The organism is Blastococcus sp. SYSU DS0617, from assembly GCF_054051075.1.
Genome location: NZ_JBJHAO010000001.1, coordinates 61,655 through 84,566, shown reverse-complemented (window position 1 = coordinate 84,566; position 22,912 = coordinate 61,655). Strand labels below are relative to the sequence as shown.

25 protein-coding genes are annotated in these 22,912 nt (G+C 73.7%); 14 read left to right on the top strand and 11 right to left on the bottom strand.

The window, feature by feature from the left end; all coding sequences use genetic code 11:
- The first annotated feature begins 153 nt into the window (after positions 1-153).
- Together ACI793_RS00425 and ACI793_RS00420 are read left to right on the top strand one after the other, a co-directional pair.
- Positions 154-1,251, top strand: a complete 1,098-nt coding sequence (locus ACI793_RS00425) for an EAL domain-containing protein (protein ID WP_456604399.1) — start codon at positions 154-156, stop codon at positions 1,249-1,251.
- A gap of 64 nt (positions 1,252-1,315) precedes the next feature.
- Positions 1,316-1,489 carry a DUF1059 domain-containing protein gene (locus tag ACI793_RS00420; RefSeq protein WP_456604398.1) on the top strand — a complete coding sequence of 58 codons (174 nt, stop codon included), beginning with the start codon at positions 1,316-1,318 and terminating at the stop codon, positions 1,487-1,489.
- A 68-nt stretch (positions 1,490-1,557) separates the two neighbouring features.
- Here the strand turns inward: ACI793_RS00420 and ACI793_RS00415 are convergent, their stop codons facing one another.
- Complete coding sequence (locus tag ACI793_RS00415) at positions 1,558-2,481, bottom strand: aldo/keto reductase (protein ID WP_456604397.1); 924 nt, start codon at positions 2,479-2,481, stop codon at positions 1,558-1,560.
- A 265-nt stretch (positions 2,482-2,746) separates the two neighbouring features.
- Here ACI793_RS00415 and ACI793_RS00410 point away from each other — a divergent pair, with 265 nt between their 5' ends.
- A complete protein-coding gene (locus ACI793_RS00410; RefSeq protein WP_311346105.1) occupies positions 2,747-3,034 on the top strand; it encodes an HU family DNA-binding protein in 288 nt (95 codons plus the stop codon).
- Between the two features lie 130 nt (positions 3,035-3,164).
- Positions 3,165-4,421 carry a serine hydrolase domain-containing protein gene (locus tag ACI793_RS00405; RefSeq protein WP_456604396.1) on the top strand — a complete coding sequence of 419 codons (1,257 nt, stop codon included), beginning with the start codon at positions 3,165-3,167 and terminating at the stop codon, positions 4,419-4,421.
- A gap of 109 nt (positions 4,422-4,530) precedes the next feature.
- Here the strand turns inward: ACI793_RS00405 and ACI793_RS00400 are convergent, their stop codons facing one another.
- Complete coding sequence (locus ACI793_RS00400; protein ID WP_311347146.1) at positions 4,531-4,992, bottom strand: MaoC family dehydratase; 462 nt, start codon at positions 4,990-4,992, stop codon at positions 4,531-4,533.
- Positions 4,993-5,061: 69 nt separating this feature from the next.
- Between ACI793_RS00400 and folP the strand changes: the two genes are divergently transcribed.
- The gene (gene folP / locus ACI793_RS00395) at positions 5,062-5,922 is read left to right on the top strand and encodes a dihydropteroate synthase (RefSeq protein WP_456604395.1); all 861 of its coding nucleotides are present in this window, start codon (positions 5,062-5,064) and stop codon (positions 5,920-5,922) included.
- A gap of 4 nt (positions 5,923-5,926) precedes the next feature.
- On the opposite strand, the gene ACI793_RS00390 is transcribed toward folP, so the two are convergent.
- Together ACI793_RS00390 and ACI793_RS00385 are read right to left on the bottom strand one after the other, a co-directional pair.
- Positions 5,927-7,027: a DUF1648 domain-containing protein gene (locus ACI793_RS00390; RefSeq protein WP_456604394.1), complete on the bottom strand. Its 1,101-nt coding sequence runs from the start codon at positions 7,025-7,027 to the stop codon at positions 5,927-5,929.
- Complete coding sequence (locus ACI793_RS00385) at positions 7,024-7,458, bottom strand: GntR family transcriptional regulator (protein ID WP_456604393.1); 435 nt, start codon at positions 7,456-7,458, stop codon at positions 7,024-7,026. Before ACI793_RS00385 ends, ACI793_RS00390 begins: the two co-directional genes overlap by 4 nt.
- A gap of 191 nt (positions 7,459-7,649) precedes the next feature.
- Between ACI793_RS00385 and ACI793_RS00380 the strand changes: the two genes are divergently transcribed.
- From ACI793_RS00380 to ACI793_RS00370, 3 genes are all read left to right on the top strand, one after another.
- Positions 7,650-8,075: a PaaI family thioesterase gene (locus tag ACI793_RS00380; RefSeq protein ID WP_456604392.1), complete on the top strand. Its 426-nt coding sequence runs from the start codon at positions 7,650-7,652 to the stop codon at positions 8,073-8,075.
- Between the two features lie 74 nt (positions 8,076-8,149).
- On the top strand, positions 8,150-9,748 hold the full coding sequence (locus tag ACI793_RS00375) for a 4-coumarate--CoA ligase family protein (RefSeq protein WP_456604391.1): 1,599 nt from the start codon (positions 8,150-8,152) through the stop codon (positions 9,746-9,748).
- A 102-nt stretch (positions 9,749-9,850) separates the two neighbouring features.
- The gene (locus tag ACI793_RS00370; protein ID WP_456604390.1) at positions 9,851-10,498 is read left to right on the top strand and encodes a lysophospholipid acyltransferase family protein; all 648 of its coding nucleotides are present in this window, start codon (positions 9,851-9,853) and stop codon (positions 10,496-10,498) included.
- 1 nt (position 10,499) lies between these two features.
- On the opposite strand, the gene ACI793_RS00365 is transcribed toward ACI793_RS00370, so the two are convergent.
- Positions 10,500-11,495 (bottom strand): AraC family transcriptional regulator, encoded by a 996-nt coding sequence (locus ACI793_RS00365; protein WP_456604389.1) that lies wholly within the window; start codon positions 11,493-11,495, stop codon positions 10,500-10,502.
- A gap of 150 nt (positions 11,496-11,645) precedes the next feature.
- Between ACI793_RS00365 and ACI793_RS00360 the strand changes: the two genes are divergently transcribed.
- Together ACI793_RS00360 and ACI793_RS00355 are read left to right on the top strand one after the other, a co-directional pair.
- Positions 11,646-12,317 (top strand): NAD(P)-dependent oxidoreductase, encoded by a 672-nt coding sequence (locus ACI793_RS00360; RefSeq protein ID WP_456604388.1) that lies wholly within the window; start codon positions 11,646-11,648, stop codon positions 12,315-12,317.
- Between the two features lie 23 nt (positions 12,318-12,340).
- Complete coding sequence (locus tag ACI793_RS00355) at positions 12,341-13,333, top strand: NAD(P)H-quinone oxidoreductase (RefSeq protein ID WP_456604387.1); 993 nt, start codon at positions 12,341-12,343, stop codon at positions 13,331-13,333.
- 54 nt (positions 13,334-13,387) lie between these two features.
- Here ACI793_RS00355 and ACI793_RS00350 read toward each other — a convergent pair whose 3' ends face one another.
- On the bottom strand, positions 13,388-14,620 hold the full coding sequence (locus ACI793_RS00350; protein ID WP_456604386.1) for a cysteine desulfurase-like protein: 1,233 nt from the start codon (positions 14,618-14,620) through the stop codon (positions 13,388-13,390).
- 89 nt (positions 14,621-14,709) lie between these two features.
- Here ACI793_RS00350 and ACI793_RS00345 point away from each other — a divergent pair, with 89 nt between their 5' ends.
- Positions 14,710-15,252 carry a bacterial proteasome activator family protein gene (locus ACI793_RS00345; RefSeq protein ID WP_456604385.1) on the top strand — a complete coding sequence of 181 codons (543 nt, stop codon included), beginning with the start codon at positions 14,710-14,712 and terminating at the stop codon, positions 15,250-15,252.
- A gap of 58 nt (positions 15,253-15,310) precedes the next feature.
- Here the strand turns inward: ACI793_RS00345 and ACI793_RS00340 are convergent, their stop codons facing one another.
- The 4 genes from ACI793_RS00340 to serS all read right to left on the bottom strand — a co-directional run bounded on the left by ACI793_RS00340 (position 15,311) and on the right by serS (position 20,046).
- Positions 15,311-16,951: a methyl-accepting chemotaxis protein gene (locus ACI793_RS00340; protein ID WP_456604384.1), complete on the bottom strand. Its 1,641-nt coding sequence runs from the start codon at positions 16,949-16,951 to the stop codon at positions 15,311-15,313.
- A gap of 95 nt (positions 16,952-17,046) precedes the next feature.
- Positions 17,047-17,850, bottom strand: coding sequence for an HAD family hydrolase (locus tag ACI793_RS00335; protein ID WP_456604383.1), 804 nt, complete (start codon positions 17,848-17,850; stop codon positions 17,047-17,049).
- The gene (locus tag ACI793_RS00330; protein ID WP_456604382.1) at positions 17,843-18,754 is read right to left on the bottom strand and encodes an HAD family hydrolase; all 912 of its coding nucleotides are present in this window, start codon (positions 18,752-18,754) and stop codon (positions 17,843-17,845) included. Before ACI793_RS00330 ends, ACI793_RS00335 begins: the two co-directional genes overlap by 8 nt.
- The gene (serS, locus tag ACI793_RS00325; protein WP_456604381.1) at positions 18,751-20,046 is read right to left on the bottom strand and encodes a serine--tRNA ligase; all 1,296 of its coding nucleotides are present in this window, start codon (positions 20,044-20,046) and stop codon (positions 18,751-18,753) included. The genes ACI793_RS00330 and serS overlap by 4 nt, the downstream gene beginning before the upstream one ends.
- A gap of 150 nt (positions 20,047-20,196) precedes the next feature.
- Between serS and ACI793_RS00320 the strand changes: the two genes are divergently transcribed.
- The 3 genes from ACI793_RS00320 to ACI793_RS00310 all read left to right on the top strand — a co-directional run bounded on the left by ACI793_RS00320 (position 20,197) and on the right by ACI793_RS00310 (position 22,438).
- Positions 20,197-21,624 (top strand): GuaB1 family IMP dehydrogenase-related protein, encoded by a 1,428-nt coding sequence (locus tag ACI793_RS00320; RefSeq protein WP_456604380.1) that lies wholly within the window; start codon positions 20,197-20,199, stop codon positions 21,622-21,624.
- Between the two features lie 7 nt (positions 21,625-21,631).
- Positions 21,632-21,979: a metallopeptidase family protein gene (locus ACI793_RS00315; RefSeq protein WP_456604379.1), complete on the top strand. Its 348-nt coding sequence runs from the start codon at positions 21,632-21,634 to the stop codon at positions 21,977-21,979.
- Between the two features lie 123 nt (positions 21,980-22,102).
- Complete coding sequence (locus ACI793_RS00310) at positions 22,103-22,438, top strand: GroES family chaperonin (protein WP_311347123.1); 336 nt, start codon at positions 22,103-22,105, stop codon at positions 22,436-22,438.
- A 10-nt stretch (positions 22,439-22,448) separates the two neighbouring features.
- Here ACI793_RS00310 and ACI793_RS00305 read toward each other — a convergent pair whose 3' ends face one another.
- Positions 22,449-22,883: a hypothetical protein gene (locus ACI793_RS00305; RefSeq protein ID WP_456604378.1), complete on the bottom strand. Its 435-nt coding sequence runs from the start codon at positions 22,881-22,883 to the stop codon at positions 22,449-22,451.
- Positions 22,884-22,912 lie beyond the last annotated feature (29 nt).

Genomic DNA, 22,912 nt, shown 5'->3' with positions numbered 1-22,912 from the left:
ACCGGAACAGGCGCTGCCGGATTCATGCTTGCACGCCGGGGGCACCGCGTCCGGACGACCCGACCCGGGCCACGGCCCGGGGAGCGCACCCCCCGATGGGTGACGCAGCACGCCCCCGGTCAAGGACGGGGCCGTTCCGTCCGATGACAGGGCATGCTCGGCACACGCACGGCCCGCCTGCCGGACTGCCGTCCGCTGCTGGCCGACCCGGACGACCTGACGCTGGCCTTCCAGCCGATCGTCGCCCTCGAGACCGGCACGGTGGCCGGCTACGAGGCGCTGGCCCGCTTCCCGGGCGCTGCCGGGCCCGACGTGTGGTTCGCCGCCGCGGCCCAGGCGGGGATCGCCGCCGAACTGGAGGCGCTGGCCATCCACAAGGCGCTCGCCGTCGTCCCGGAGCTGCCCACCGACACCTTCCTCACCGTCAACGTCAGTCCCCACCTGCTCGGCACCGCACCTGTCCAGGACGCCCTGGCCACCCGGCCCGACCTGCACCGCATCGTCGTCGAGCTGACCGAGCACACGCCCGTCGACGACCTGGACGCCCTGCGGCGCCAGACCGACGCGCTCCGGGCGCGCGGCGCGCTCGTCGCCCTCGACGACGCCGGCAGCGGCTACTCGGGGTTGCAGCAGATGGCCGCCCTGCGCCCGCAGCTGGTCAAGCTCGACCGCGCGCTGGTGGCCGACGCCGACGCCGACCCCGTCCGCATGGCACTGGCCGAGATGGTCGGCGAGTTCGCCGGCCGCATCGACGCGTGGCTGCTCGCCGAGGGCGTCGAGACCCCGGCCGAGCTGGCCGCCTTCGCCCAGCTCGGCGTCCCGCTGGCCCAGGGCTGGCTGCTGGGCCGCCCCGGCCCCACCTTCGCGCCGCTGGCACCGGAGGTGACGCAGCTGGTGCGCGGCCAGGTGGCCCGTGCCCGGCTCACCGAGAGCGTGGCCAGCCTGCTGCGCCCGGTGCGCCAGTGCGCCCAGACCGAGACCGTTCCCGGCATGCCACCCGCGGTCCTGGTCGGTCAGCACGGCGAGCCGGCCGGGCTGCTGCTCAGCGACCCGCGGACGGCGGAGGTCTACACCGCACCGGTGTCGCTGCGGGTGCACCCGTCGACCGACATCCAGCAGACGCTCGAGCGCGCCCTGACCCGCGCGCCCGCCCACCGGTGGGAGCCGGTGGTGTGCACCGACCCGACCGGCCACGTCCTGGGGATCCTCCGCGTCGAGGACCTGATCGACGCGGCCCGGAAGAGCCGCTGACCCCTCCAGACCCCGGTCGCTCGACGGCCGGTCGCACGTCCGCCCACCGACAAGGAGTCCACCCATGAAGCGCTTCGCCTGCGGCGACGTCATCCCCGGCTGCAACGCCACCTTCACCGCCGCCGACGAGGACGGGATCTTCGCCCAGTGCATGCCGCACGGCGCCGCCGAGCACGGCATCACCGAGGTGACCCCGGAGCTGCAGGCGACGGTGCGCAGCCTCATCACCACCGTCTGACCGAGGCCTCCGGTCCCCCGCCGCCCGCCGTGATCCCGCGGGCGGCGAGGGGCACCGGGTCCTCGGGGCTACCCGGCGCTGGCCGCGTCCAGCCGCTCGTGCTGCTCCGCAGTGAGCACGAGGTCGCGCATCGGCAGCAGGTCGGCCAGCTGCTCGACCGTCCGGCCCGACGCGATGGGTGCCACCACGGTGGGCTGGTCGGCGAGCCAGCGGAGCGCCACCGCCGGCACGGGTGCGCCGTGCTCGCGGGCGACCTCGCCCAGCGCGGTGAGCACCCGGTCGCCGCGCTCCCCCACGTACGCCGCCGCACCCTTCGCGCGCGGTGAGTCGATCTGCTCACCCGCCCGGTACTTCCCGGTGAGGAAGCCCTTGGCCAGCCCGAAGTAGGGCAGCGTGCCGATCCCCTGCGCCTGCACGGCGTCGCGCAGCTCGCCCTCGAAGGCGCTGCGCTCCATCAGGTTGTAGTGCATCTGCAGCGCCGCGTACCCGCCGACGCCCAGCCGCTCGGCCGTCTGGCGGGCCTCGGTCAGCCGCGCCGCCGAGTAGTTCGACGCCGCGACGTGGCGCACCTTCCCGGCCTGCACGAGCGCGTCGAACGCCGTGAGCGTCTCCTCCAGCGGCGTCGTCTCATCGTCGTAGTGGGCGTAGTAGAGGTCGATGCGATCGGTCTGGAGCAACCGCAGCGACCGCTCGGCCGCCGCCTGGATCTCACCCGCCGCCAGCGGGTGCTCCTTCTTGCCCGGTGACGCCTTCGTGGCCACCACCACCCGGTCGCGCACACCGCGGGCCGCCATCCAGTCGCCGAGGATCTGCTCGGAAGCGCCGTTGCCGTACATCTCCGCGGTGTCGACGAACGCCGGCTGCGGGCTCACGGCGTCGAGGAATCGGTCGAGGACGGCGAAGGACGTCGGGGCATCGGCGGTCCAGCCGAACACGTTGCCGCCCAGGCAGAGATCGCTCACGGTCAGGTCGGTCCCGGGAAGCTGTGGCATGCGCCCCACGCTAGGGGTGCCGAACGTCATCTGCGCTGTGGCGGGTGTGACCCAGGAGCCATCTCGCGGCCGGAAATCGCCGCCCACTGGCGAATTGTCGGGCCGACATGGCAGCGTGCCCCCCGGTCCGGCTCTCGTCTGCCGGACACGGACTCCCGCGCCTCCGCGGCGCGGATCCGGACCGCCCCCGGCGCAGATCGCGCCCCGGGCGCCGGCCGGGGTGTCGAATCCGGGCACTCCGCCGTCCCTCACGAAAGGAAGCTCGATGAACAAGGCTGAACTGGTCTCCGCCATCGCCAAGCGCGCCGACGTGCCGGCCTCGACCGTGGACGCCGTCCTCGCCGGTCTCCAGGAGGAGCTCGTCGACGCCATCACCCGCGGCGACAAGGTCGCCGTCTCCGGCCTGCTGACCGTCGAGCGCACGCAGCGCTCCGCTCGCACGGGCCGCAACCCGCAGACCGGCGAGACGATCGAGATCGCGGCCGCGAACACCGTCAAGGTGACCGCCGGCTCGAACCTCAAGAAGGCCGCGAGCGCCGTTCCGGTCAGCTGACCGACGCGCTCTGCCGTCGCCGTCGGGCGTCGCGCCGCACCCGTGTGGTCCGGGCCACAGTGCCATGGGCCAGGATGCGGGTGCAGGCGCCGCCCGACGGCGGACGGCGCACAGGGCAGCGGAGGTCCACGTGGGCAGTGATCTGACCGTCAGCACCGACCCGGCCGAGGTCGGCTTCGACGCCGGCCGGCTGGAGCGGCTCGACCGGCGGCTCTCCCGCTGGGTGGACGACGGGCAGCTCCCCGGCTTCCTGGTCACCGTCGCCCGGCACGGGAAGCTGGTGCACGTCGGCCGCGGCGGCCTGCGCGACATGGACGCCGGCCTCCCGGTCGAGGACGACACCCGCTGGCGCATCTTCTCGATGACCAAGCCCATCACCTCGGTCGCGGCGATGATGCTGTACGAGGAGGGGGCCTTCGAGCTCACCGACCCGATCACCAAGTGGCTGCCCGAGTTCGCCGAGACCCGGGTCTACGTCGCGGGCTCGGCCCAGAAGCCGGTGACCGTCCCGCAGATCGAGCCGATCCGGGTCTGGCACCTGCTGACGCACACCTCCGGGCTCACCTACGGCTTCCACCACGCCCACCCCGTCGACGCCATCTACCGGGCCATGGGCCACGAGTGGGGTAGCCCGCGCGGCGCCGACTCCGCCGAGGTCTGCCGCCAGTGGGCATCGGCCCCGCTGGTGTTCCAGCCCGGCAGCGAGTGGAACTACGGCGTCTCCACCGACGTCCTCGGCCGGCTCGTCGAGGTGATCTCGGGCCAGACGCTGGACGAGTTCTTCGAGTCCCGGATCTTCGCGCCGCTGGGCATGCGGGACACCTCCTTCGGCCTGCGCGCCGAGGACGACCCCGAGTCGCTGGCCCGCCTGTACCTGGCGACGCCGGGCAAGCCGGGTGGGCCGTCGTCCGGGATGACGTTCAGCGAGGCCATGGACCGCGGAGCGCACCGCAAGCCGGAGTTCCTGTCCGGCGGCGGCGGACTGGTCTCCACGGCCGGTGACTACCTGCGGTTCATCGAGATGCTCCGCCGCGGCGGCTCCTACGACGGCGGCCGGCTGCTCAGCCCGCGCACGATCCGGCAGATGCGGACCAACCACCTGCCCGGCAACGTGGACCTGGTGACCTACGGCCGGCCGCTGTTCGCCGAGACGCCGATGCGCGGCGTCGGCTTCGGGCTGGGCTTCTCGATGGTCCTGGACCCGGCCGCCTACGGCGTGCTGTCCAGCCCGGGCGACTACAGCTGGGGCGGGGCGGCGTCCACGGCGTTCTACGTGGACCCGGTGGAGGACGTGACGGTGCAGTTCTTCACGCAGCTGCTGCCCTCGAGCACCCTGCCGCTCCGCAACTACCTGCGCCAGCTGGTCAACCAGGCCCTCGTCGACTGAGCCCCGGACTCCCGTCCGGGATCAGGTTCCCTGATCGTGCAGCGTCCTCCCTCACGTCCCACGGTGAGGGAGGACGCTCGATGATCAGGGTCCCTGATCCCAGCGGGCGTCAGACGTAGCGGCGGTAGACGACGGTCGCGACCATCGCCGGCTTGCTGCCGCCCTCGATCTCCATCGTCACAGCGAGATTCATCGCGATGCCGCCGGCGAACGGGGTGGCGGACTCCATCGTCGCGCCGGCCCGCACGCGGGCGCCCACGGGCACCGGCGAGGGGAACCGCACCTTCTCGGTGCCGTAGTTCACGCCCATGCTGAACCCGGTGATCGTGACGATCTGCGGGACCAGCGACGGGAGCAGCGACAGCGTCAGGTAGCCGTGCGCGATCGGGCCACCGAAGGGGCTGTGCTCCTTGGCCCGCTCCGGGTCGGTGTGGATCCACTGCTGGTCGCCGGTCGCGTCGGCGAACTGCTGCACCTGCTCCTGCGTGATCGTGACCCAGTCGCTGTAGCCCAGGTGCTGCCCGACCAGCCCCTGCACGCCCTCGACGCCGTCGACGGTGGTCTGCGCCATCTGCTCGTCCCCTCTGCTCGATCTGGTTGGCTGACTCCACCACACCGGGCGAGCCTGCGGAGGAACGGGTTGCTGCGACTGGGCGCGCTGGACGTGCCGGACGGCGCCTTCGTCGTCATGGCGATCGTCAACCGGACCCCCGACTCGTTCTACGACCGCGGGGCGACCTTCGAGCTGGCCGCCGCCGTCGAGCGGGTGGACCGGGTCGTCGCCGAGGGCGCCGACATGGTCGACGTCGGGGGCGTGAAGGCCGCCCCCGGTGAGGACGTCGACGCCGCCGAGGAGATCCGCCGCACGGTGGACCTGGTCGCCGCCATCCGCGCGGCGCACCCGGCGCTGCCGATCTCGATCGACACCTGGCGCGCGGAGGTGGCCCGCGAGGCGCTCGCCGCCGGCGCCGACGTCGTCAACGACGCCTGGGGCGGGGTCGACCCGGAGCTGGCCGCCGTCGCCGCCGAGGCCGGCGCCGGGCTGGTCTGCACGCACGCCGGCGGGCTGCCGCCGCGCACCCGCCCGCACCGCGTGCAGTACGACGACGTCGTCGCCGACGTCGTGGGACGGACGACGGCGCTGGCCGAGGCCGCCGTCGCCGCGGGGGTGGACCGCGACCGGGTGCTCGTCGACCCGGGGCACGACTTCGGCAAGAACACCCGGCACTCTCTGGAGGCGACCCGGCGGCTGGACGAACTGGTCGCGACCGGCTGGCCGGTGCTCGTGGCGCTGTCGAACAAGGACTTCGTCGGCGAGACCCTGGGCGTGCCGCTGGAGGAGCGGCTCACCGGCACCCTGGCCGCGACGGCGGTCAGCGCCTGGCTGGGTGCCCGGGTGTTCCGCGCCCACGACGTCGCCCCCACCCGCCAGACGCTGGACATGGTGGCCTCGATCCAGGGGACCCGGCCGCCGCTGCGCACGGTCCGCGGCCTGGCCTGACCGCTCACGCCACGAGCAGGGGCACCGCCAGCCCGAGCGCGAGCACCACGACCAGGCCCACCGTGACGGCGATCCCGCCGGGCGAGCCCAGGTTCACCGTCCAGCCGATGCCGACCCGCTTGGGCACCCAGACCGACGGGTCGTCGCGGTTGACGTAGACCAGCCCCCCGGGCCAGAAGCGGTCGTCGTCCGGGGCCTCCGCCCGCACGGGAGCCGGGGAGCGGTCGGCCCCACCCAGCTCCCGGCGGTAGCGCCGGACCGCCTCGGCGGTGCAGCCGAGCAGCGCGACGACGAACAGGACGAGGACGGCCGCGCTCCAGCGCAGCCCCTCCGGGTGCAGCAAGGCGTCGAGCGCCAGGGCGCTGACGAGCGCCGTCGTCGCGAACGTGATCGTGGCCAGCACCCACTGCGCGGCCCCCTGCTGGGCCCGTGCCCGCCGCAGGGCGTGCTCCGGCGGATCGCCGGGGTGCACCCGGACCGGCGCGCGGGTCGAGGCATGGGCGAGCACGACCATGAGGGCGAGCGTCCCCCATCCGACCCACACCGTGCCCAGGGCCGTCCAGGGCGAGGTGTCGGCGAAGGCGTCGGGCGTCCCCGAGAGGTCCCAGTGGACGGGCACGCGGTCCGGCAGGTCGCCGTAGCGGAGGGCACCCACCACCGTCGTACCGGCGAGGAGGACGACGGAGGCGAGGTACCAGCGCACCGGGATCTCCGCCTCGTCGCGGGCCGCGGTGACCGGGGCCGACATGCGGACGGCCTTGCCGGCGAACCAGTCCCCCGCCGCCTTCGCCGCCATGATCGGGCGGCGCGCGCGCACGAACGCTCCCACCCCGCCCGCGGTCACGAGCAGCACCGGCACGACGACGGCGGCCTCCGGGGCCGCGGCCGCCAGCGCGCCGGTTGCCGCCAGCGCCACTCCGGTGACGGCGAGGACGGCGAGCCGGTAGGCGTGCAGCGCCCGGCGGACGGCGGGGTCCGCGATCCGGTCGGCGGGGACGCTGACGCCCAGCGGCAGGGTGGGCCGGGCCAGTGCCGGGGTGATCAGGAAGGTCCCGCCCAGCAGCGCGGTCATCCCCCAGCCGAGTGCGAGTGTGGACCAGGTCATGGCGCCCCCTCCGGGCTCGCGCCGGCCGCAGCCGGGCTGGTGAACGACGCGGCCAGCCGGTCGCAGATCCCGACCGCCTCGGCCGGCGGCATCCCCCGCGCGACCGCCTCCGCGAGCAGCGTGCGGGCCCGGGCCGTCCAGTCGGCGACGAAGGCGGCGTCGGGAGGCCCGCTCGTCGGGTCCCGGACGACGACGGATCCCGACTTGCTCGTCGTGGCGACGAGGCCGTCCTGGCGCAGGCCGTCGTACGCCTTCGCGACCGTGGCGACGTTGATGCCAAAGGCCCGGGCGACGGTGCGGACCGACGACAGCGGCTGGCCCCGGACGAGCCGACCGGAGGCGATCGCCTCGATCAGCCGGTCGCGGAGCTGCTGGTAGATCGGCACGGGGGACAGCGGGTCGATCTCGACCAGCACCGCCTCATCTGACATAGCTGTATTAGTACCAGTAGCACAGATGGCGGATCAAGTGGCTCGTCGACGCCGCTCCGCCGGACAGGGGGTCAGCCGCCCGCCCTCGGCGCACGGCGGCCGCCCACGCGGTCGACGGCGAGGGGGACTGGCATCCCGCGAGAGCGAGGCTCTCGGGCGCGGGTGGGGAGCGCGTCGCTAGGTTGCCGGGCATGGCCGCCACGGGATTCCTCACCGCCGACGAGCTCAACGCGATGCTGCCGGGCACCTTCCCCGGGCTGCTGGGCATCGTCGTCGACAGCCACCAACCGGGCCGGCTGACCTCGCACCTCGACGTACGCCCCGAGCTGCTGGCGCCGAACGGCTACCTGCACGCCGGCACCGTGGTCACCCTCGCCGACACCTCCTGCGGCCTGCCCACCCGTGCGCTGCTGCCCGAGGGCTCGAGCGGGTTCACCACCATCGAGCTCAAGAGCAACCACCTGAGCACGGCGCGCGAGGGCCGGATCACCTGCGAGGCCACCAACGCCCACGCGGGGCGGACGACGCAGGTCTGGGACGCCGTGGTGCGCAACGCGGAGTCAGGGAAGACGATCGCGCTGTTCCGCTGCACCCAGTCGGTGCTCTGGCCCCGCTGAGCGCAGCCAACCCGCGTGTGCCGTCCGACACGCCGGATGTGAGACTGGCGCCACACCAGCAACGAGGAGGCACCGTGGCACTGGCCAGTCCGTATCCCGACGTCGAGATCCCCAACGTGTCCGTCCCGGAGGCCGTTCTCGCCGCCGGCAGGGAGCGGCCCGACGCCCCCGCGCTCATCGACGGCCTCAAGGGTGACGTGATCACCCACGGCCAACTGGCCGGCTACGTCGACCGCGTCGCGGCCAACCTGCACGCCCGCGGCCTGCGCAAGGGCGACGTCGTCGCCGTCTTCTGCCCCAACACGCAGTGGTTCCCCGTGGTGTTCCACGGCATCGCCGCCGCTGGCTGCGTCATGAGCCCGATCAACTCGCTCTACACGCCCGACGAGATCGCCTTCCAGCTCAAGGACTCGGGCGCGAAGATCCTGATCACGATCTCGATGTTCATGGACCGGGCGTCCGCCGCGGTGGAGAAGTCCCCGGTGGACGAGATCGTCGTGCTCGACGGCGCCGAGGGCCACGCCAACCTGTTCGACCTGCTGGGCGCCGACGCCCCCAGCGTGCAGGTGGACTTCGACCCGGCGAACGACCTGGTCACGCTGCCCTACTCCAGCGGCACCACGGGCCTGCCCAAGGGCGTCATGCTCACCCACCGCAACCTGGTGGCGAACGTGACCCAGTGCCTGCCGCTGCTGAAGACCGGCGCGGAGGAGCGGATCATCGCCGTCCTGCCGTTCTTCCACATCTACGGCCTCACCGTGCTGATGAACCAGGGCCTGGCACTGGGCGGCACGGTGGTGACCCTCCCGCGCTTCGACCTGGAGGACTTCCTCCGCACCATCCAGGACCACAGGATCACCCGGGCGTTCGTGGCGCCACCCATCCTGCTGGCGCTGGCCAAGCACCCGCTGGTCGACCAGTACGACCTCAGCTCGCTCGAGTCGATCCTCTCCGGTGCCGCTCCGCTGGACGAGCAGCTGGCACTGGCCGTCGAGCAGCGGCTGCGCAAGGGCGCGAACACCGGCGTCACCGTCGGGCAGGGCTACGGCATGACCGAGCTGTCCCCGGTCTCGCACACCACGCCCGACCTGGACGCCATGCCGCCGGGCTTCTCCGGCGAGGTGCCCAAGGGCTCGGTCGGCTTCGCGATCCCGAACACCGAGTGCCGGCTGATCGACCCGGCCACCGGTGAGGACGCCGCACCGGGCGAGCGCGGCGAGCTGTGGGTCCGCGGCCCGCAGGTGATGAAGGGGTACCTCAACAACGAGGAGGCGACCCGTTCCACCGTCGACTCCGAGGGCTGGCTGCACACCGGCGACGTCGCCGTCGTGGACGACAACGGCATCTACACCGTCGTCGACCGGGTCAAGGAGCTGATCAAGTACAAGGGCTACCAGGTGGCCCCGGCCGAGCTCGAGGCCGTGCTGATCAACCACCCGGAGATCGCCGACGCCGCGGTCATCGGTGTGCCGGACAAGGAGAGCGGCGAGGAACTGCCCAAGGCGTTCCTCGTCCGGGCGCAGGGCTCGCAGGTCACCGAGGACGCCGTCCTGGCCTACATGGCCGAGAGGGTCGCCCCGCACAAGAAGATCCGCTTCGTCGAGTTCATCGACGAGGTGCCGAAGTCGGCGGCCGGCAAGATCCTGCGCAAGGAGCTCAAGGCCCGCGTCTGAGGTGAACCGGGGGCATCCCCGGGGTAGTGCACGGACCCGACCGGACCCCGGCCGTCGCGATCGTCGCGGCGGCCGGGCCCGGCTGACGTGAGGACCCCGCCGATGCTCCCGCTCTACTGGCTCACCGTCCAGACCGTCGGCACCGCCATCCGCAGCGGTTGGAAGCCGCAGGTCAGCGGGCTGGAGCACGTCCCGGCCGAGGGCGGGGTCGTGCTGGCCGGCAACCACCAGTCCTTCGCCGACCAACTGTTCCTGGGTGCCGTCATCCCCCGCCACGTCGCGTTCTGGGGCAAGACCGAGTACTTCACCGGCACCGGCCCGCGCGGCGCCCTCAACCGCGGCCTGATGCACGGGCTGGGCGTCATCCCGGTGAACCGGGACGGTGGCGCGGCCTCGGACGCGGCGTTCGAGTCCGCCGTGCCGGTGCTCGACGGGGGCGGGATGGTCGCGGTCTTCCCCGAGGGGACCCGCTCGCCCGACGGACGGCTGTACCGCGGCCGCACCGGCGCGCTGCGGCTCGCCCAGCGCTGCGGGGTCCCCGTCCTCCCGGTCGGGATCACCGGCACCCGCGACGTGCGACCGGGAGACCTGCTGGGCCGGCGCCGTCCCCCCGTGACGATGCGCTTCGGCCGCCCGGTCGACGTCACCGGTGCCGACGTGCGCGCCGCCACCGATGCCCTGATGGCGACGATCCAGGAGCTCAGCGGCCAGGAGTACGTGCCCCACTACGCGCAGAAGAAGGCGGCCTGAGCTACGCCCGCGCCATCGCGGGCCGGTCGACCGCTGCAGGGCCCACCGCCTCGTCCGGCCGGCCGCGCGCCGCCACCGGCGGCATCCCGGTCACCCGCCGGTAGGCGCGGGAGAACGCTGCCTCGGACTCGTAGCCCAGCCGACGGGCCAGCTCCCCCACCCGGGCGCCACGGCCCAGCTCGACCGTGGCCAGGTGCATCCGCCACCGCGTCACGTAGCGCAGCGCCGGCTCCCCCGCCAGCTCGGTGAACCGGGCCGCGAACGCGGACCGCGACATCCGGCTCTCGCGGGCCAGCCGCTCCAGGGTCCAGGGAGCGCCGGGATCCTGGTGCACCAGCGCCACCGCGCGCCCGATCCGGGGATCGCGCAGCGCGCGCAGCCAGCCCGGCTCCGTCGCCGCCGTCTCCAGCCAGCCACGGATCGCCTGGATCACCACGACGTCGGCGAGCCGGGTGACCACCGCCTCCGTCCCGGGCCGGTCGTGCCGCACCTCGTCGGTGATCATCCCGAGCAGCACCGGCAGCCAGCCGCCGCCTGCCGCGTCGCCGGCCTCCACGAGCACCGAGGGCAGCAGGTCGAGCAGGTGCGCCGCCCCGGGCCGTTCCGGCTCGAGCACCCCGCACACCAGGCGGGCGGGGACGCCGCCGCCGTCGAGCCGCAGGACGGCGGAGTGCGGGTCGATCATCTCCTGCGGGAGCAGGTCGGCGCGTCCGGCGATCGGAGCGCCGGGCCCGCTGCGGAGCAGATGACCCCGCCCGTGCGGCACCAGCGCGAGGTCGCCGGCACGGAGCTGGTGCGCGACGCCGCCCACCTCCAGCAGGCAGCTGCCCTCGGTGACCACGTGGAAGCTGATGCACCCCTCCAGCGCCGGCATCTCCACGCCCCACGGCGCGCTGCCCTCCGCCCAGCAGTAGAAGGTGCCGCGCATCCGCAGGTCGCCGAGCACGCCGCCCAGTGGCTCCATCGGCGCCCAGGGGACCACCGGCTCCGCACCCATGGCGTCATCGTGCCCCGGATCGAGCCGTCGTCCAGGCCCTCGGGACGAACGGTCATGCTTTCGGGACCCGCAGCCATTCTGCGCACCCTCCGTCCGCGCCACGGTGGATCCGTCGGCGGTCGCCGGCGGACGACGGAGGAGGAGCGGGACATGTTGGTGGCGGTCGTGGGAGCAACGGGTGGGACGGGACGGGCGGCGGTGGAGGCGCTGGCCGCCGGCGGGCACGAGGTGACCGCGCTGGCCCGGCGGGCGAGCACGGTGTTCGGCGGGCAGGCGGGCGTCCGGCCGGTCGACGGCGACGCCACGGCGGCAGCCGACGTGGACGCCGCCGTCCGCGGTCAGGACGCCGTCGTCGTCGCGCTCGGCATCGCGGAGAGCGCCGTGCGGGTGCGGCTGCGGGGCCCGGCCGGCACCCCGCTGGACGTGCGCTCCCGGGGCACCGCCACCGTCGTGGCCGCCATGCGGCAGCACGGCGTGCGACGCCTGGTCGTGCAGTCCTCGTACGGCGTCGGGGAGACCCGGGACCGGCTGCCACTGTCCTCCCGGCTGGTCTTCGCCCTGCTGCTGAAGCCGCAGATCGCCGACCACGAGGTGCAGGAGGACGTCGTCCGCCGCAGCGGCCTGGACTGGACCCTCGTGCAGCCGGTGTACCTGACCGACGGCGACGAGCCGGCCACCCGCTCCGTCGACGGGTCGGTCGAGGGGATGAAGGTGTCCCGCCGCGCCGCGGGCGAGGTGCTCGCCCGGCTGGCCACGGGTGCGCACGACGTGGGCCGGTGCGTCTCGGTGTCCGGAGCCGCGACCGTCGCCGCCCCCGCGTGACGGGGCAGCTCTAGGGTCGGGCCATGCGCGCGGTGACGATCAGCGAACCCGGAAGCCCCGACGTCCTCGGCTGGTCGGAGGTCCCCGACCCGGTCTGCGGCCCGGGCGAGGTGATCGTCGACGTCGCCGCCACCGCGGTGAACCGCGCGGACCTGATGCAGCGGCAGGGCTTCTACCCGCCGCCGAAGGGCGCCAGCGAGATCCTCGGCCTGGAGTGCAGCGGCGTCGTCAGCGAGGTCGGCGAGGGCGTCCTCGGCTGGTCGGTCGGCGACGAGGTGTGCGCGCTGCTCTCCGGTGGCGGGTACGCCGAGCGCGTCGCCGTCCCGGCCGGGCAGCTGCTGCCGAAGCCCTCCGGCGTGGAGCTGGCGACCGCCGCGGCGCTGCCCGAGGTCGTCTGCACGGTCTGGTCCAACGTCTTCCTGCTCGCCGGGCTCTCCCGCGGCGACAGCTTCCTGGTGCACGGCGGCTCGAGCGGCATCGGCACGATGGCCATCCAGCTGGCCGCCCGCGCCGGCGCACGGGTGTTCACCACGGCCGGGACGGCGGCCAAGCTGGACGTCTGCCGCGAGCTGGGCGCCGAGGTCGCGGTCAACTACCGCGACGAGGACTTCGTCGAGCGGGTGCGCGAGGCGACGGAGGGGCGCGGGGTGGACGTCGTCCTGGACAACATGGGCGCCAAGTACCTGGACCGCAACGTCGACGCCCTCGCCGTCGGCGGGCGGCTGGTGATCATCGGCATGCAGGGCGGCAGCAAGGCCGAGCTGAACATCGGCAAGCTGCTGACCAAGCGGGCCTCGGTGCACGCGACCGCGCTGCGCTCCCGCCCGGCGACCGGGCACGGCGGCAAGGCCGAGATCATCGAGGCGGTGCGGCGCGACGTGTGGCCGGACGTGGAGCGCGGCACGATCCGCCCGATCGTCGACCGGCGGCTGCCGATGTCGCGGGCGGCCGAGGCGCACCGCGTCGTGGAGGCCAGCGAGCACGTCGGCAAGGTCCTGCTGCTGCCCGCCGACTGAGGAAGGCCCCCACCGCTCGCACGCCCGGGGCGGGTCCCCGCGGCGGGGCCGCCGTCAGCGGGGGCGGGGCATCGGGCGCGGGCGCAGACCGGCGACCGCGTCGATGACCAGGCCGACCTCGTCCGGGGTGTTGTAGTGCATCAGCCCCAGCCGGACGACGCCGCCGTCCTCGGTCACCCCGAAGGCGTCGAACAGCTCGCGGGCGTAGGCGTCCCCGTCCCAGACGCAGATCCCCTGACGGTTGAGCTCGGCGGCGACCTGCCGGGGGCGCATGTCCTCGACGCGGAACGCCAGCGTCGGCGTCGTCCGCACCGGCCGGCCCAGCACCTGCACGTGCCGCATCGCGCGCAGCGCGTCGTCCAGCCAGCCGAACAGCTCCCCCTCGTACCGGGCGACCGCCGCCATGGAGGCCCGCAGCCGGTCCCTGCGGGAGCCGGTCGCCCCGCCGTCCAGCGCGGCCAGGTGGTCGACGGCGGCGGAGACCCCCGCGTACAGCTCGTAGGGGGCGGCACCGGTCTCGAAGCGGTCGGGGACCTTGTCCGACGTCGGCAGCAGCTTGTCCGGGTGCAGGTGCGCCAGCAGCTGCGGATCCGCCACCACCGCGCCAACGTGCGGGCCGCACCACTTCGACGCCGACAGGGCGACGAAGTCCGCCCCCATGGCGGTGCGGTCCAGGTACATGTGCGGGGCAGCGTGGGAGGCGTCGACGTAGACCATCGCCCCCACCGCGTGCGCCCGGTGCGAGATCTCGGCGACCTCCGGGCAGGTGCCGATCGCGCTGCTCGCCGCGGTGAGCGCCACCAGGCGGGTCCGCGGGCCGAGCAGGTCGTCGTACTGCCAGGCAGGGAGTTCGCCGGTCTCGATGTCCACCTCGGCCCAGCGCACGGCCACGCCGCGCTCCGCGGCCAGCTGGACCCACGGCCGGATGTTGGCGTCGTGGTCGAGCCGGCTCACCACGATCTCGTCGCCCGGCCGCCACGTCTTGGCGATCGCCCGGGCCATCGCGTACGTCACCGCCGTCATGCTCGCGCCCAGGACGACGCCGCCGGGGACACCACCGACCAGATCGGCCACCGCCGCGCGGGCCCCGGCCACCAGGCCCTCGGCCCGTGCGGAGGCGGCGAACACCCCGCCCCGCTCGGCGACGGGCATCCGCAGCGCGTGCCCGACCGCCCGGGCGACGTCCTCGGGCAGGAGCGCACCGCCGGGACCCTCGACGTGGACGTGGCCGTCGGCCAGCGCGGGGAAGAGACCACGGACCCGAGCGACGTCGAGCCGGGCCTCCATGCTGGGCACCCTAGTTGTCCCGAACCGCCCGGCCGAGCGGCGGCGGGACCTCGCGTTCGGGCCTGGCGCGCGCGGGGCAGGATGGAGCCATGACTGCACCCGGCAACGGCAGCGAACGTCCGCAGCAGGTCGTCGTCGTGGGGCCCGACGGCCAGCCCGTGGGGACCCTTCCGATGGGCGAGGACGGCGACGGCACACCGATGCAGGTGGGCGAGATGGTGGAGCAGCCCGCGAAGGTGATGCGGATCGGCACCATGATCAAGCAGCTGCTCGAGGAGGTGCGCGCCGCGCCCCTGGACGACGCCAGCCGCAACCGGCTGCGCGACATCCACGCCTCGTCGATCCGTGAGCTCGAGCAGGGCCTGGCCCCCGAGCTGCGCGAGGAGCTGGAGCGCATCACCCTGCCGTTCAGCGAGGACCAGACGCCCTCGGACGCCGAGCTGCGCATCGCCCAGGCCCAGCTGGTGGGCTGGCTGGAAGGTGTCTTCCACGGCATCCAGACGGCGCTGTTCGCCCAGCAGATGGCCGCGCGGGCGCAGCTGGAGGAGATCCGCCGCAAGGCGCTGCCGGGCGGTCAGCCCGGCGGCGGCGCCCAGCCGGACCTCCGCCCCGGCGGGGGCCAGTACCTGTAACGCGAGGACGACGACGGCGCCGCACCCGGATCGGGGTGCGGCGCCGTCGTCGGTGGGATCAGACCTTGAAGCGCCCGACGGCCTCCTGCAGCTCGCCGCTCATGCGGGCCAGCTCGCCCGCCGCGGACTGGGCGTCGGCCACCCGCTGGTTGGTCTCCTGGGTGCCCGCGGCCAGCCCCGAGATCGCCGCGGCGATGCCCTGGGTGCCGCTGGCCGCCTCGGCGACGTTGCGGTTCATCTCGTTGGTGGTCGCCGTCTGCTCCTCGACCGCCGCGGCGATGGTCGCCTGGAAGTCGTTGATCTCGCCGATGACCGTGGAGATCTGGCTGATCGCGTCGACGGCCCCGGCGGTGTCGGCCTGGATGGCCTCGACCCGCTGGGAGATGTCCTCGGTGGCCCGCGCGGTCTCCTGCGCCAGCTCCTTGACCTCGCTGGCGACGACGGCGAAGCCCTTGCCCGCCTCGCCGGCCCGTGCCGCCTCGATCGTGGCGTTGAGCGCCAGCAGGTTGGTCTGCTCGGCAATGCCGTTGATCAGCTTGATGACCGTGGCGATCTCCTGCGAGGAGTCACCCAGCTTGCCGACCGTCTTCGTGGTGTTCTCCGCGACCGACACGGCCTGACCGGCGACCCGGGCGGCCTCGGTGGCGTTGTGCGCGATCTCGCGGATCGCCGACTCCATCTGCGAGGACCCGGTGGCCACCGTGTCCACGCTGGAGGCCACCGCACCGGCGGAGGTCACCACCTCGTCGGCCTGGCCGGCGGCGGTCTCCGCGTTCTGCCGCATGCCCTCCGCGGCTCCGCTCAGCTGCTGCGACGCCGCGGCCAGCCGGGTGGAGGAGTCGCCGACCAGCACGAGCACGTGCCCGATGGCGTCGAGGGTCTCGTCCAGCGACTCGGCCATCTCGCCGAGCTCCGCGCCACCGGTCTTGCCGGCCCGGACCGTCAGGTCACCGGCCGCGACGAGGCCGAGGACCTCGCGGATCCGCTGCACCGGGCCGGTGACGCCGCGGGAGACGACGAGGGCCAGCAGCACGCTCATGACCAGCCCGGCGGCCATGATGCCGAGGGTGAGGTTGCGCCCGGTCGCGTACGCGTCCGCCGCCCGCTCGGCCGTCGCCGACGCCTCCGCCTGGGCGGCCGCGGTGGCGGTGATGATCGACTCCTTGATGATCACCTCGTTCTCGCCCATGATCTGGAGCAGCTCGCCCGCCCGCGAAGGGCTGTCGGTCAGCGTGCCGCTCTGCAGCTCGGCCAGGGCGGGGAGGTAGTTCGCGACCGCGGTGGAGAAGTCGGTGAAGGCCGCCCGCGTGTCCGAGGACAGCGGCATCGCCTCGACGCCGGCGATCCGGTCGCCGAGGATCTGCATGTACTCGGCGGCGCCCGCCTGGGCCTTCGCGATGGTCTCCTCCGGCAGCGTCGGGATGGCTGCCCGGGCGACGTTGGCCGACAACTGCCACCAGTCGGCCTCCAGCTGACGCAGGCCGTCCAGGGGGATCGCGCCGCGGTCGTACACCTGCTGGGCGTTGTCGCTGAGCGCCGACATCCGGTTGATGCCGAAGGCGCCGACGCCGACGGTCGTCAGTGCGACGACCAGGATCGCGCCGAGCATCCGGCTGCGCAGGCCGAAGCGGACGCCGCGGGCACCCGCCGCCGGTTCCTCCGGGGCCCCCCCGTTCGTACGCACTCCGTGCTCGTCCACCTGGTTCATCCCTGCCCGCTTCCTGTACCGACTGCTCGTCCGACTCCGTCGCTTGGCCTATCGGCCGGACGGGGCCGGAAGTTGAGCAGAAGCGGTCAGAGGGCGGCCAGGAAGGCGGCGACGCCGTCCTCGTCGTTGCCGATCGTGACGTCGGTGGCGACGGCGAGCAGGTCCGGATGGGCGTGCGCCATCGCCACCGCACGTCCTCCGGCCTCGCGGACCCAGTCGAACGCGGCGATGTCGTTGGGCATGTCCCCGAAGACGACGACGTCCTCCGGCCCGACGCCGTGGCGCTCGGCGACGGCGGCCAGCCCGGACGCCTTCGTCACGCCGATCCCGGAGATCTCCGCGAGGGCGTCGGTCGAGGAGCAGGTGACCGTGGCCTGGTCGCCGATGACCTCCTCCACCAGCGCGACGAACTCGTCCCGCGGCAGGTCCTCGTGGCGGGCCAGCAGCTTGGCGACCGGCTGGCCCACCATCTCCTCCAGCGTCGCCTGCGCGACACCGGGCGCGTCGACGTCCCACCGCGGCTTGTAGATCGGCTCGTGACGGAACTCCAGCCCGTACTCCACCGCGAACCAGGTGTCGGGCTGCCGCCGGCGCAGCTCGGCGGTGATCGACCGGAGGACGTCGGGGTGCACCGGCTCCTCGCGGGTGATCTCGAAGGTCTCCAGGTCCAGGAGGACCGCGCCGTTGCAGCAGACCGCCGTGCCGCTGCCGAGCACCTTCCGGATGCGGTGCATCCAGCGCGGCGGGCGGCCGGTCGCGAGCACGAAGGGCACCCCGCCGGCGCGCCAGCGGTCGATCTCGGCGACGGTCGCGGCGCTGACGGTGTCGTCGGAGCGCAGCAGCGTGCCGTCCATGTCGCTGGCGATCAGCCGCGGCTTCCAGTCAGACATCGGCGAGCACCGCCTCGAGGTAGCGGGCGACGCCGTCGACCTGGTGGCCGCTCGTGACGTCAGCCGTGAGCGCCCGGACGCTGGGGTGGGCGTTCGCCACGGCCACCGCACGGCCGCCGGCGTCCTGGACCGCGCCGAGCATGGGCAGGTCGTTGGGCATGTCGCCGAAGACGAGGACGTCGCCGAACCCCACGCCGTACCGGTCCAGGGCCAGCTGCAGGCCGCTGGCCTTGGTGATCCCCGGCGGCAGCACCTCGATGAAGCCCAGGCCGGCGTGCGTGACCTCGGCGTCGGCGGGGTCGACCACCTCGCGGGCCAGGGCGAGCAGCTGATCCTGGTCGAGGTCGGCGGAGCGGAGGAAGGCCTTGAGGACGGCGCCGGGCGGCAGCACCTCGTCACGGGACAGCAGCGAGCTGGGCTCGGGGTAGGGCCAGCCGAAGCCGTGCTGCACCCTCAGCCGCGCGTGCACCTGGCCCTGCTCGGCGGCCTCCTCGACGGCGAGGACGACGTCGCCGGCCACCCGCTCGATCTGCTCGATCACCCGGAGCGCCTGCTCGCGCGGCAGGGCGACGGCGCGCAGCACCTCGTCGCGTTCGAGGTCGACGACGAACCCGCCCTGCGACAGGACGGCGATGCCCCGGTGGTCGAGGGCCGCCTTCACGCTGTCGAGCAGCCGCGGGCCGCGCCCGGTGACGCCGACGACGGGGATGCCGGCGTCCCAGCAGGCCTCGAGCGCGGCGCGGGTGCGCGGGCTGACGGTGCCGTCGGCGGTGAGCAGGGTGCCGTCGAGGTCGCTGGCCACGAGCTTGGGCCGCCATCCGCCGACCGCGCCGAGCTCGACCACCCGGTCGGCGCCCTCGAGGATCCCGTGCGGCGGGATCGCCCGCGGCGGGCGTGCGGTCATGCGGGAGGCACCGGCGCGACCAGCGTCATGCCCGGGGTCAGCGCCTCGACCCCGCCCAGCCACGGGCGCAGCGCGGCCGGCACGTGGACCGAGCCGTCGGCGCGCTGGTGCACCTCGAGGAGGCAGGCGATGGTGCGGGCGATGGCGCACAGCGTGCCGTTGAGCGTGGTCGCGGTCTGGTTCTTCCCGTCCGCGTCGCGGTAGCGGATGGTGAGCCTCCGGGCCTGGAAGGTGGTGCAGTCCGACGTCGAGGTGAGCTCCCGGTAGGTGCCCTGGGTGGGAAACCACGCCTCGATGTCGTACTTGCGTGCAGCGCTCGTGCCCAGGTCGCCGGCGGCGATGTCGACCACCCGGTAGGGGAGCTCCAGCGCCTGGAGGAACTCCTCCTCCCACTGCAGCAGCCGCAGGTGCTCGGCGGCAGCGTCCTCGGGTGCACAGAAGCTGAACATCTCGACCTTGTCGAACCAGTGCACGCGGATGATGCCGCGGGTGTCCTTGCCGTAGGAGCCGGCCTCGCGGCGGAAGCAGGACGACCAGCCGGCGTAGCGCTTCGGGCCCTTCGACAGGTCGAGCACCTCGTTGGCGTGCATCCCGGCCAGCGCGACCTCGGAGGTGCCGACGAGGTACAGGTCGTCGCGCTCGATCCGGTACACCTCCTCGTCGTGCTCGCCGAGGAACCCGGTGCCCTCCATGGCGCTCGGCTTGACCAGCGCGGGGGCGACGACGGGGGTGAACCCGGCGGCGACGGCGCGGCTGATGGCCAGCTGGGCGAGCGCGAACTCCAGCAGCGCGCCGGGGCCGGTGAGGAAGTAGAAGCGGGAGCCCGACACCTTGGCGCCGCGCTCCATGTCGATCGCCCCGAGGGCCTCGCCGATCTCGATGTGGTCGCGCACCGGGAAGTCGTAGGTGGGCACCTCGCCGACGGTGCGCAGCGTGACGGCGTCGTCCTCACCGCCCGGCGGGACGTCGTCGTGGACGACGTTGGCGATCCTCAGGTGCGCGGCGCGGAGCGCGGCGTCGGCCTCCCGCTCCGCCTCCTCGGCCTGCTTGGTCTCCGCGGCCAGCGCCTTGGCCCGCTCCAGGACGGCGGGCCGTTCCTCCGGCGTCGCCTTCTTCACGGCCTGGGAGGCGGCCTTCTGCTCGCCGCGCAGGTCGTCGCCGCGCTGGACCGCCTCGCGCCGGGCCGCGTCCGCGGCGAGGAGCACGTCGACCAAGGACTCGTCGTCGCCCCGAGCCCGCTGGCTGGCACGGACGAGGTCGGGGTTCTCGCGCACGAGTCGCAGGTCGATCACTCTGCAACTTTCTCATCCTCCGGATGAGAACGCGGCCAGGAGCCGTGCCCGGGCTGCGACGAGCGCGTCCGGCTCCCGCGTCGGGGGACCTCCGGCCCCCGCGCCGCGGAAGCCCGCGCATGCGACCTTGCGTCAGGGACAATGACCGTCATGCGGTTTCTGCAGCGGCCCGACCACGACCTCACCTACGCCGACGTCTTCATGGTGCCCAACCACTCGACGGTCGGCTCGCGGCTCGAGGTCGACCTGACCACGCCGGACCGCGTGGGCACGACCATCCCGATCGTCGTCGCCAACATGACCGCGATTTCGGGACGGCGGATGGCCGAGACCACCGCACGCCGGGGCGGTCTGGCCGTGCTGCCGCAGGACATCCCGGTCGACGTCGTCACCGAGGTCGTCTCGTGGGTGAAGCACCGGCACCCGGTTTACGACACCCCGATCACGCTCTCCCCCAGCTCGACCGTCGGCGAGGCGCTGTCGCTGCTCACCAAGCGCGCGCACGGGATCGTCGTCGTGGTCGAGGACGGTTCGCCGGTCGGCGTCGTCACCGACGGGCAGTGCCAGGGCGTGGACCGGTTCACCCAGCTGTCCGAGGTGATGACCCGCGAGCCGCTCACCATCCCGGCCGGCACCGACCTGCCCAAGATCTTCGACGTCCTCTCCGGTGAGCGGATCAGCGCGGCACCCGTGGTGGACGGCGACCGGCTGGTCGGCGTCGTCACGAAGAAGGGCGCGCTGCGCTCGGCGATCTACACCCCGGCGCTGAACGCGGACGGGCAGCTGCTCACCTCGGCCGCCGTGGGCATCAACGGCGACGTCGCGGGCAAGGCCGCCGCCTTGCTGGCCGCGGGCGTCGACGTGCTCGTCGTGGACACCGCGCACGGGCACCAGGAGAAGGCGATCGAGGCGCTGGGCGCGGTGCGCTCGGTGGCCGGCTCCGTGCCGGTCGTGGCCGGCAACGTGGTGACGGCGCAGGGCACCCGCGACCTGATCGAGGCCGGCGCCGACGTCGTCAAGGTCGGCGTGGGCCCCGGCGCCATGTGCACCACCCGGATGATGACCGGCGTCGGCCGGCCGCAGTTCTCCGCCGTCGAGGAGTGCGCCGCCGAGGCCCGCTCGCTGGGCAAGCACGTGTGGGCCGACGGCGGCGTGCGGCACCCGCGCGACATCGCCCTGGCGCTGGCCGCGGGCGCGGCCAACGTGATGGTCGGCTCCTGGTTCGCCGGCACGTACGAGTCGGCCGGCGACATCCACGACGACGGCTCGGGCCGGCTCTACAAGGAGAGCTTCGGCATGGCGTCGGCGCGCGCGGTCAAGGCGCGGACGGCGACGCAGAGCGGGTTCGAGCGGGCGCGGGCCGGCCTGTTCGAGGAGGGCATCTCGTCGTCCCGGATGTACCTGGACCCGGTCCGCCCGGGCGTGGAGGACCTGATCGACCAGATCGTCGCGGGCGTGCGGTCGTCGTGCACCTACGCGGGGGCGCGCACGGTGGACGAGCTGCACGAGCGCGCGGTGCTGGGGGTGCAGAGCGCGGCCGGGTACGAGGAGGGCCGCCCGCTGCCGACGTCCTGGTGACCCGAGCGTGAAGGCGCTGCCGCTGCCGGTGTTCGAGGCGCTGGTCGCCGACGCGCTCGACGAGGTCCCGCCGGAGCTGATGAAGCTCATGGACAACGTCGTCGTCCTGGTCGAGGACCGCAACCCCGAGGAACCCGAGCTGCTGGGGATCTACGAGGGCTACGCGCTGACCGAGCGCGGCTGGGAGTACGGCGGGGCGCTGCCGGACCGGATCATGATCTACCGGGAGGCGATCTGCGACATCTGCGAGACGGCCGAGGAGATCGTCGAGGAGGTCACGATCACCGTCGTCCACGAGATCGCGCACCACTTCGGCATCGAGGAGGACCGCCTGCACGAGCTCGGCTGGGGCTGACACACGTCCGCCCCCCTCCCGCCGAGAAGTGAGTTGTTGCCGCCGACACGGGCGGACACGCCGCGGCCGGTGACCACAACTCGGCTCTCGGCCGCTGCAGGCGCCCGGGTAGCGTCGGACGACGTGCCCGACGACATCGCCGCCACCGGCAAGCTGCCGATCAAGATGCTGCACGACCGCATCCTGGTGGCGCTCCGCAAGGAGGACGGCGACCGGCGCTCCAGCGGCGGCATCCTGATCCCCGCGACCGCGCAGGTGGCCAAGCGGCTGGTGTGGGGCGAGGCCAAGGGCGTCGGCCCGAGCGTGCGCCAGGTGAAGGTCGGCGACCAGGTGCTCTTCTCCCCCGAGGACCAGCACGAGGTCGAGGTGCACGGCGAGGACCTGATCATCCTGCGCGAGCGCGACGTGCACGCCGTCGCCGCGGAGCGCATCGAGGAATCGACCGGCCTCTACCTCTAGGGCTCCACCTCTACGGCTCCAGCTCGCGGTCGGTGCACTCCCCGAGGTCCCGGAGGCTCCGCGCCTCCGGACACACGAACTGCTGCCAGTCGGCGCTGCGGTAGTTGTCCCGCCGGTGGTCGAGGAAGGTCTCCATCCCGCCGCCCGGCAGCGCCCGGTGGTAGAGGAACACGGGACCGGCATCGGCGCCGTACCCCACGACGACCAGTTCCGCGGTCCCGCCGGCGGCCAGCGCCGCCTCGAAGCAGTCGACCGCTGCCCCCTGCGGCTCGTCCTGGCCGATGTACTGGTCGACGCGACCGCAGTCGGGCAGCACGGGCCGGTCGGCGAACACGTCCGGGAGACCGACGGGAATCGGCTGCGGGGCGTCCCCGGGGCCGAAGCCGGACAGCAGCAACGCGACCAGGCCGACGAGCCACTGCCGGAGCAACCATTCATCGGGCACTCTGCCCGCCCCTCCCGTCCGGGACGCGC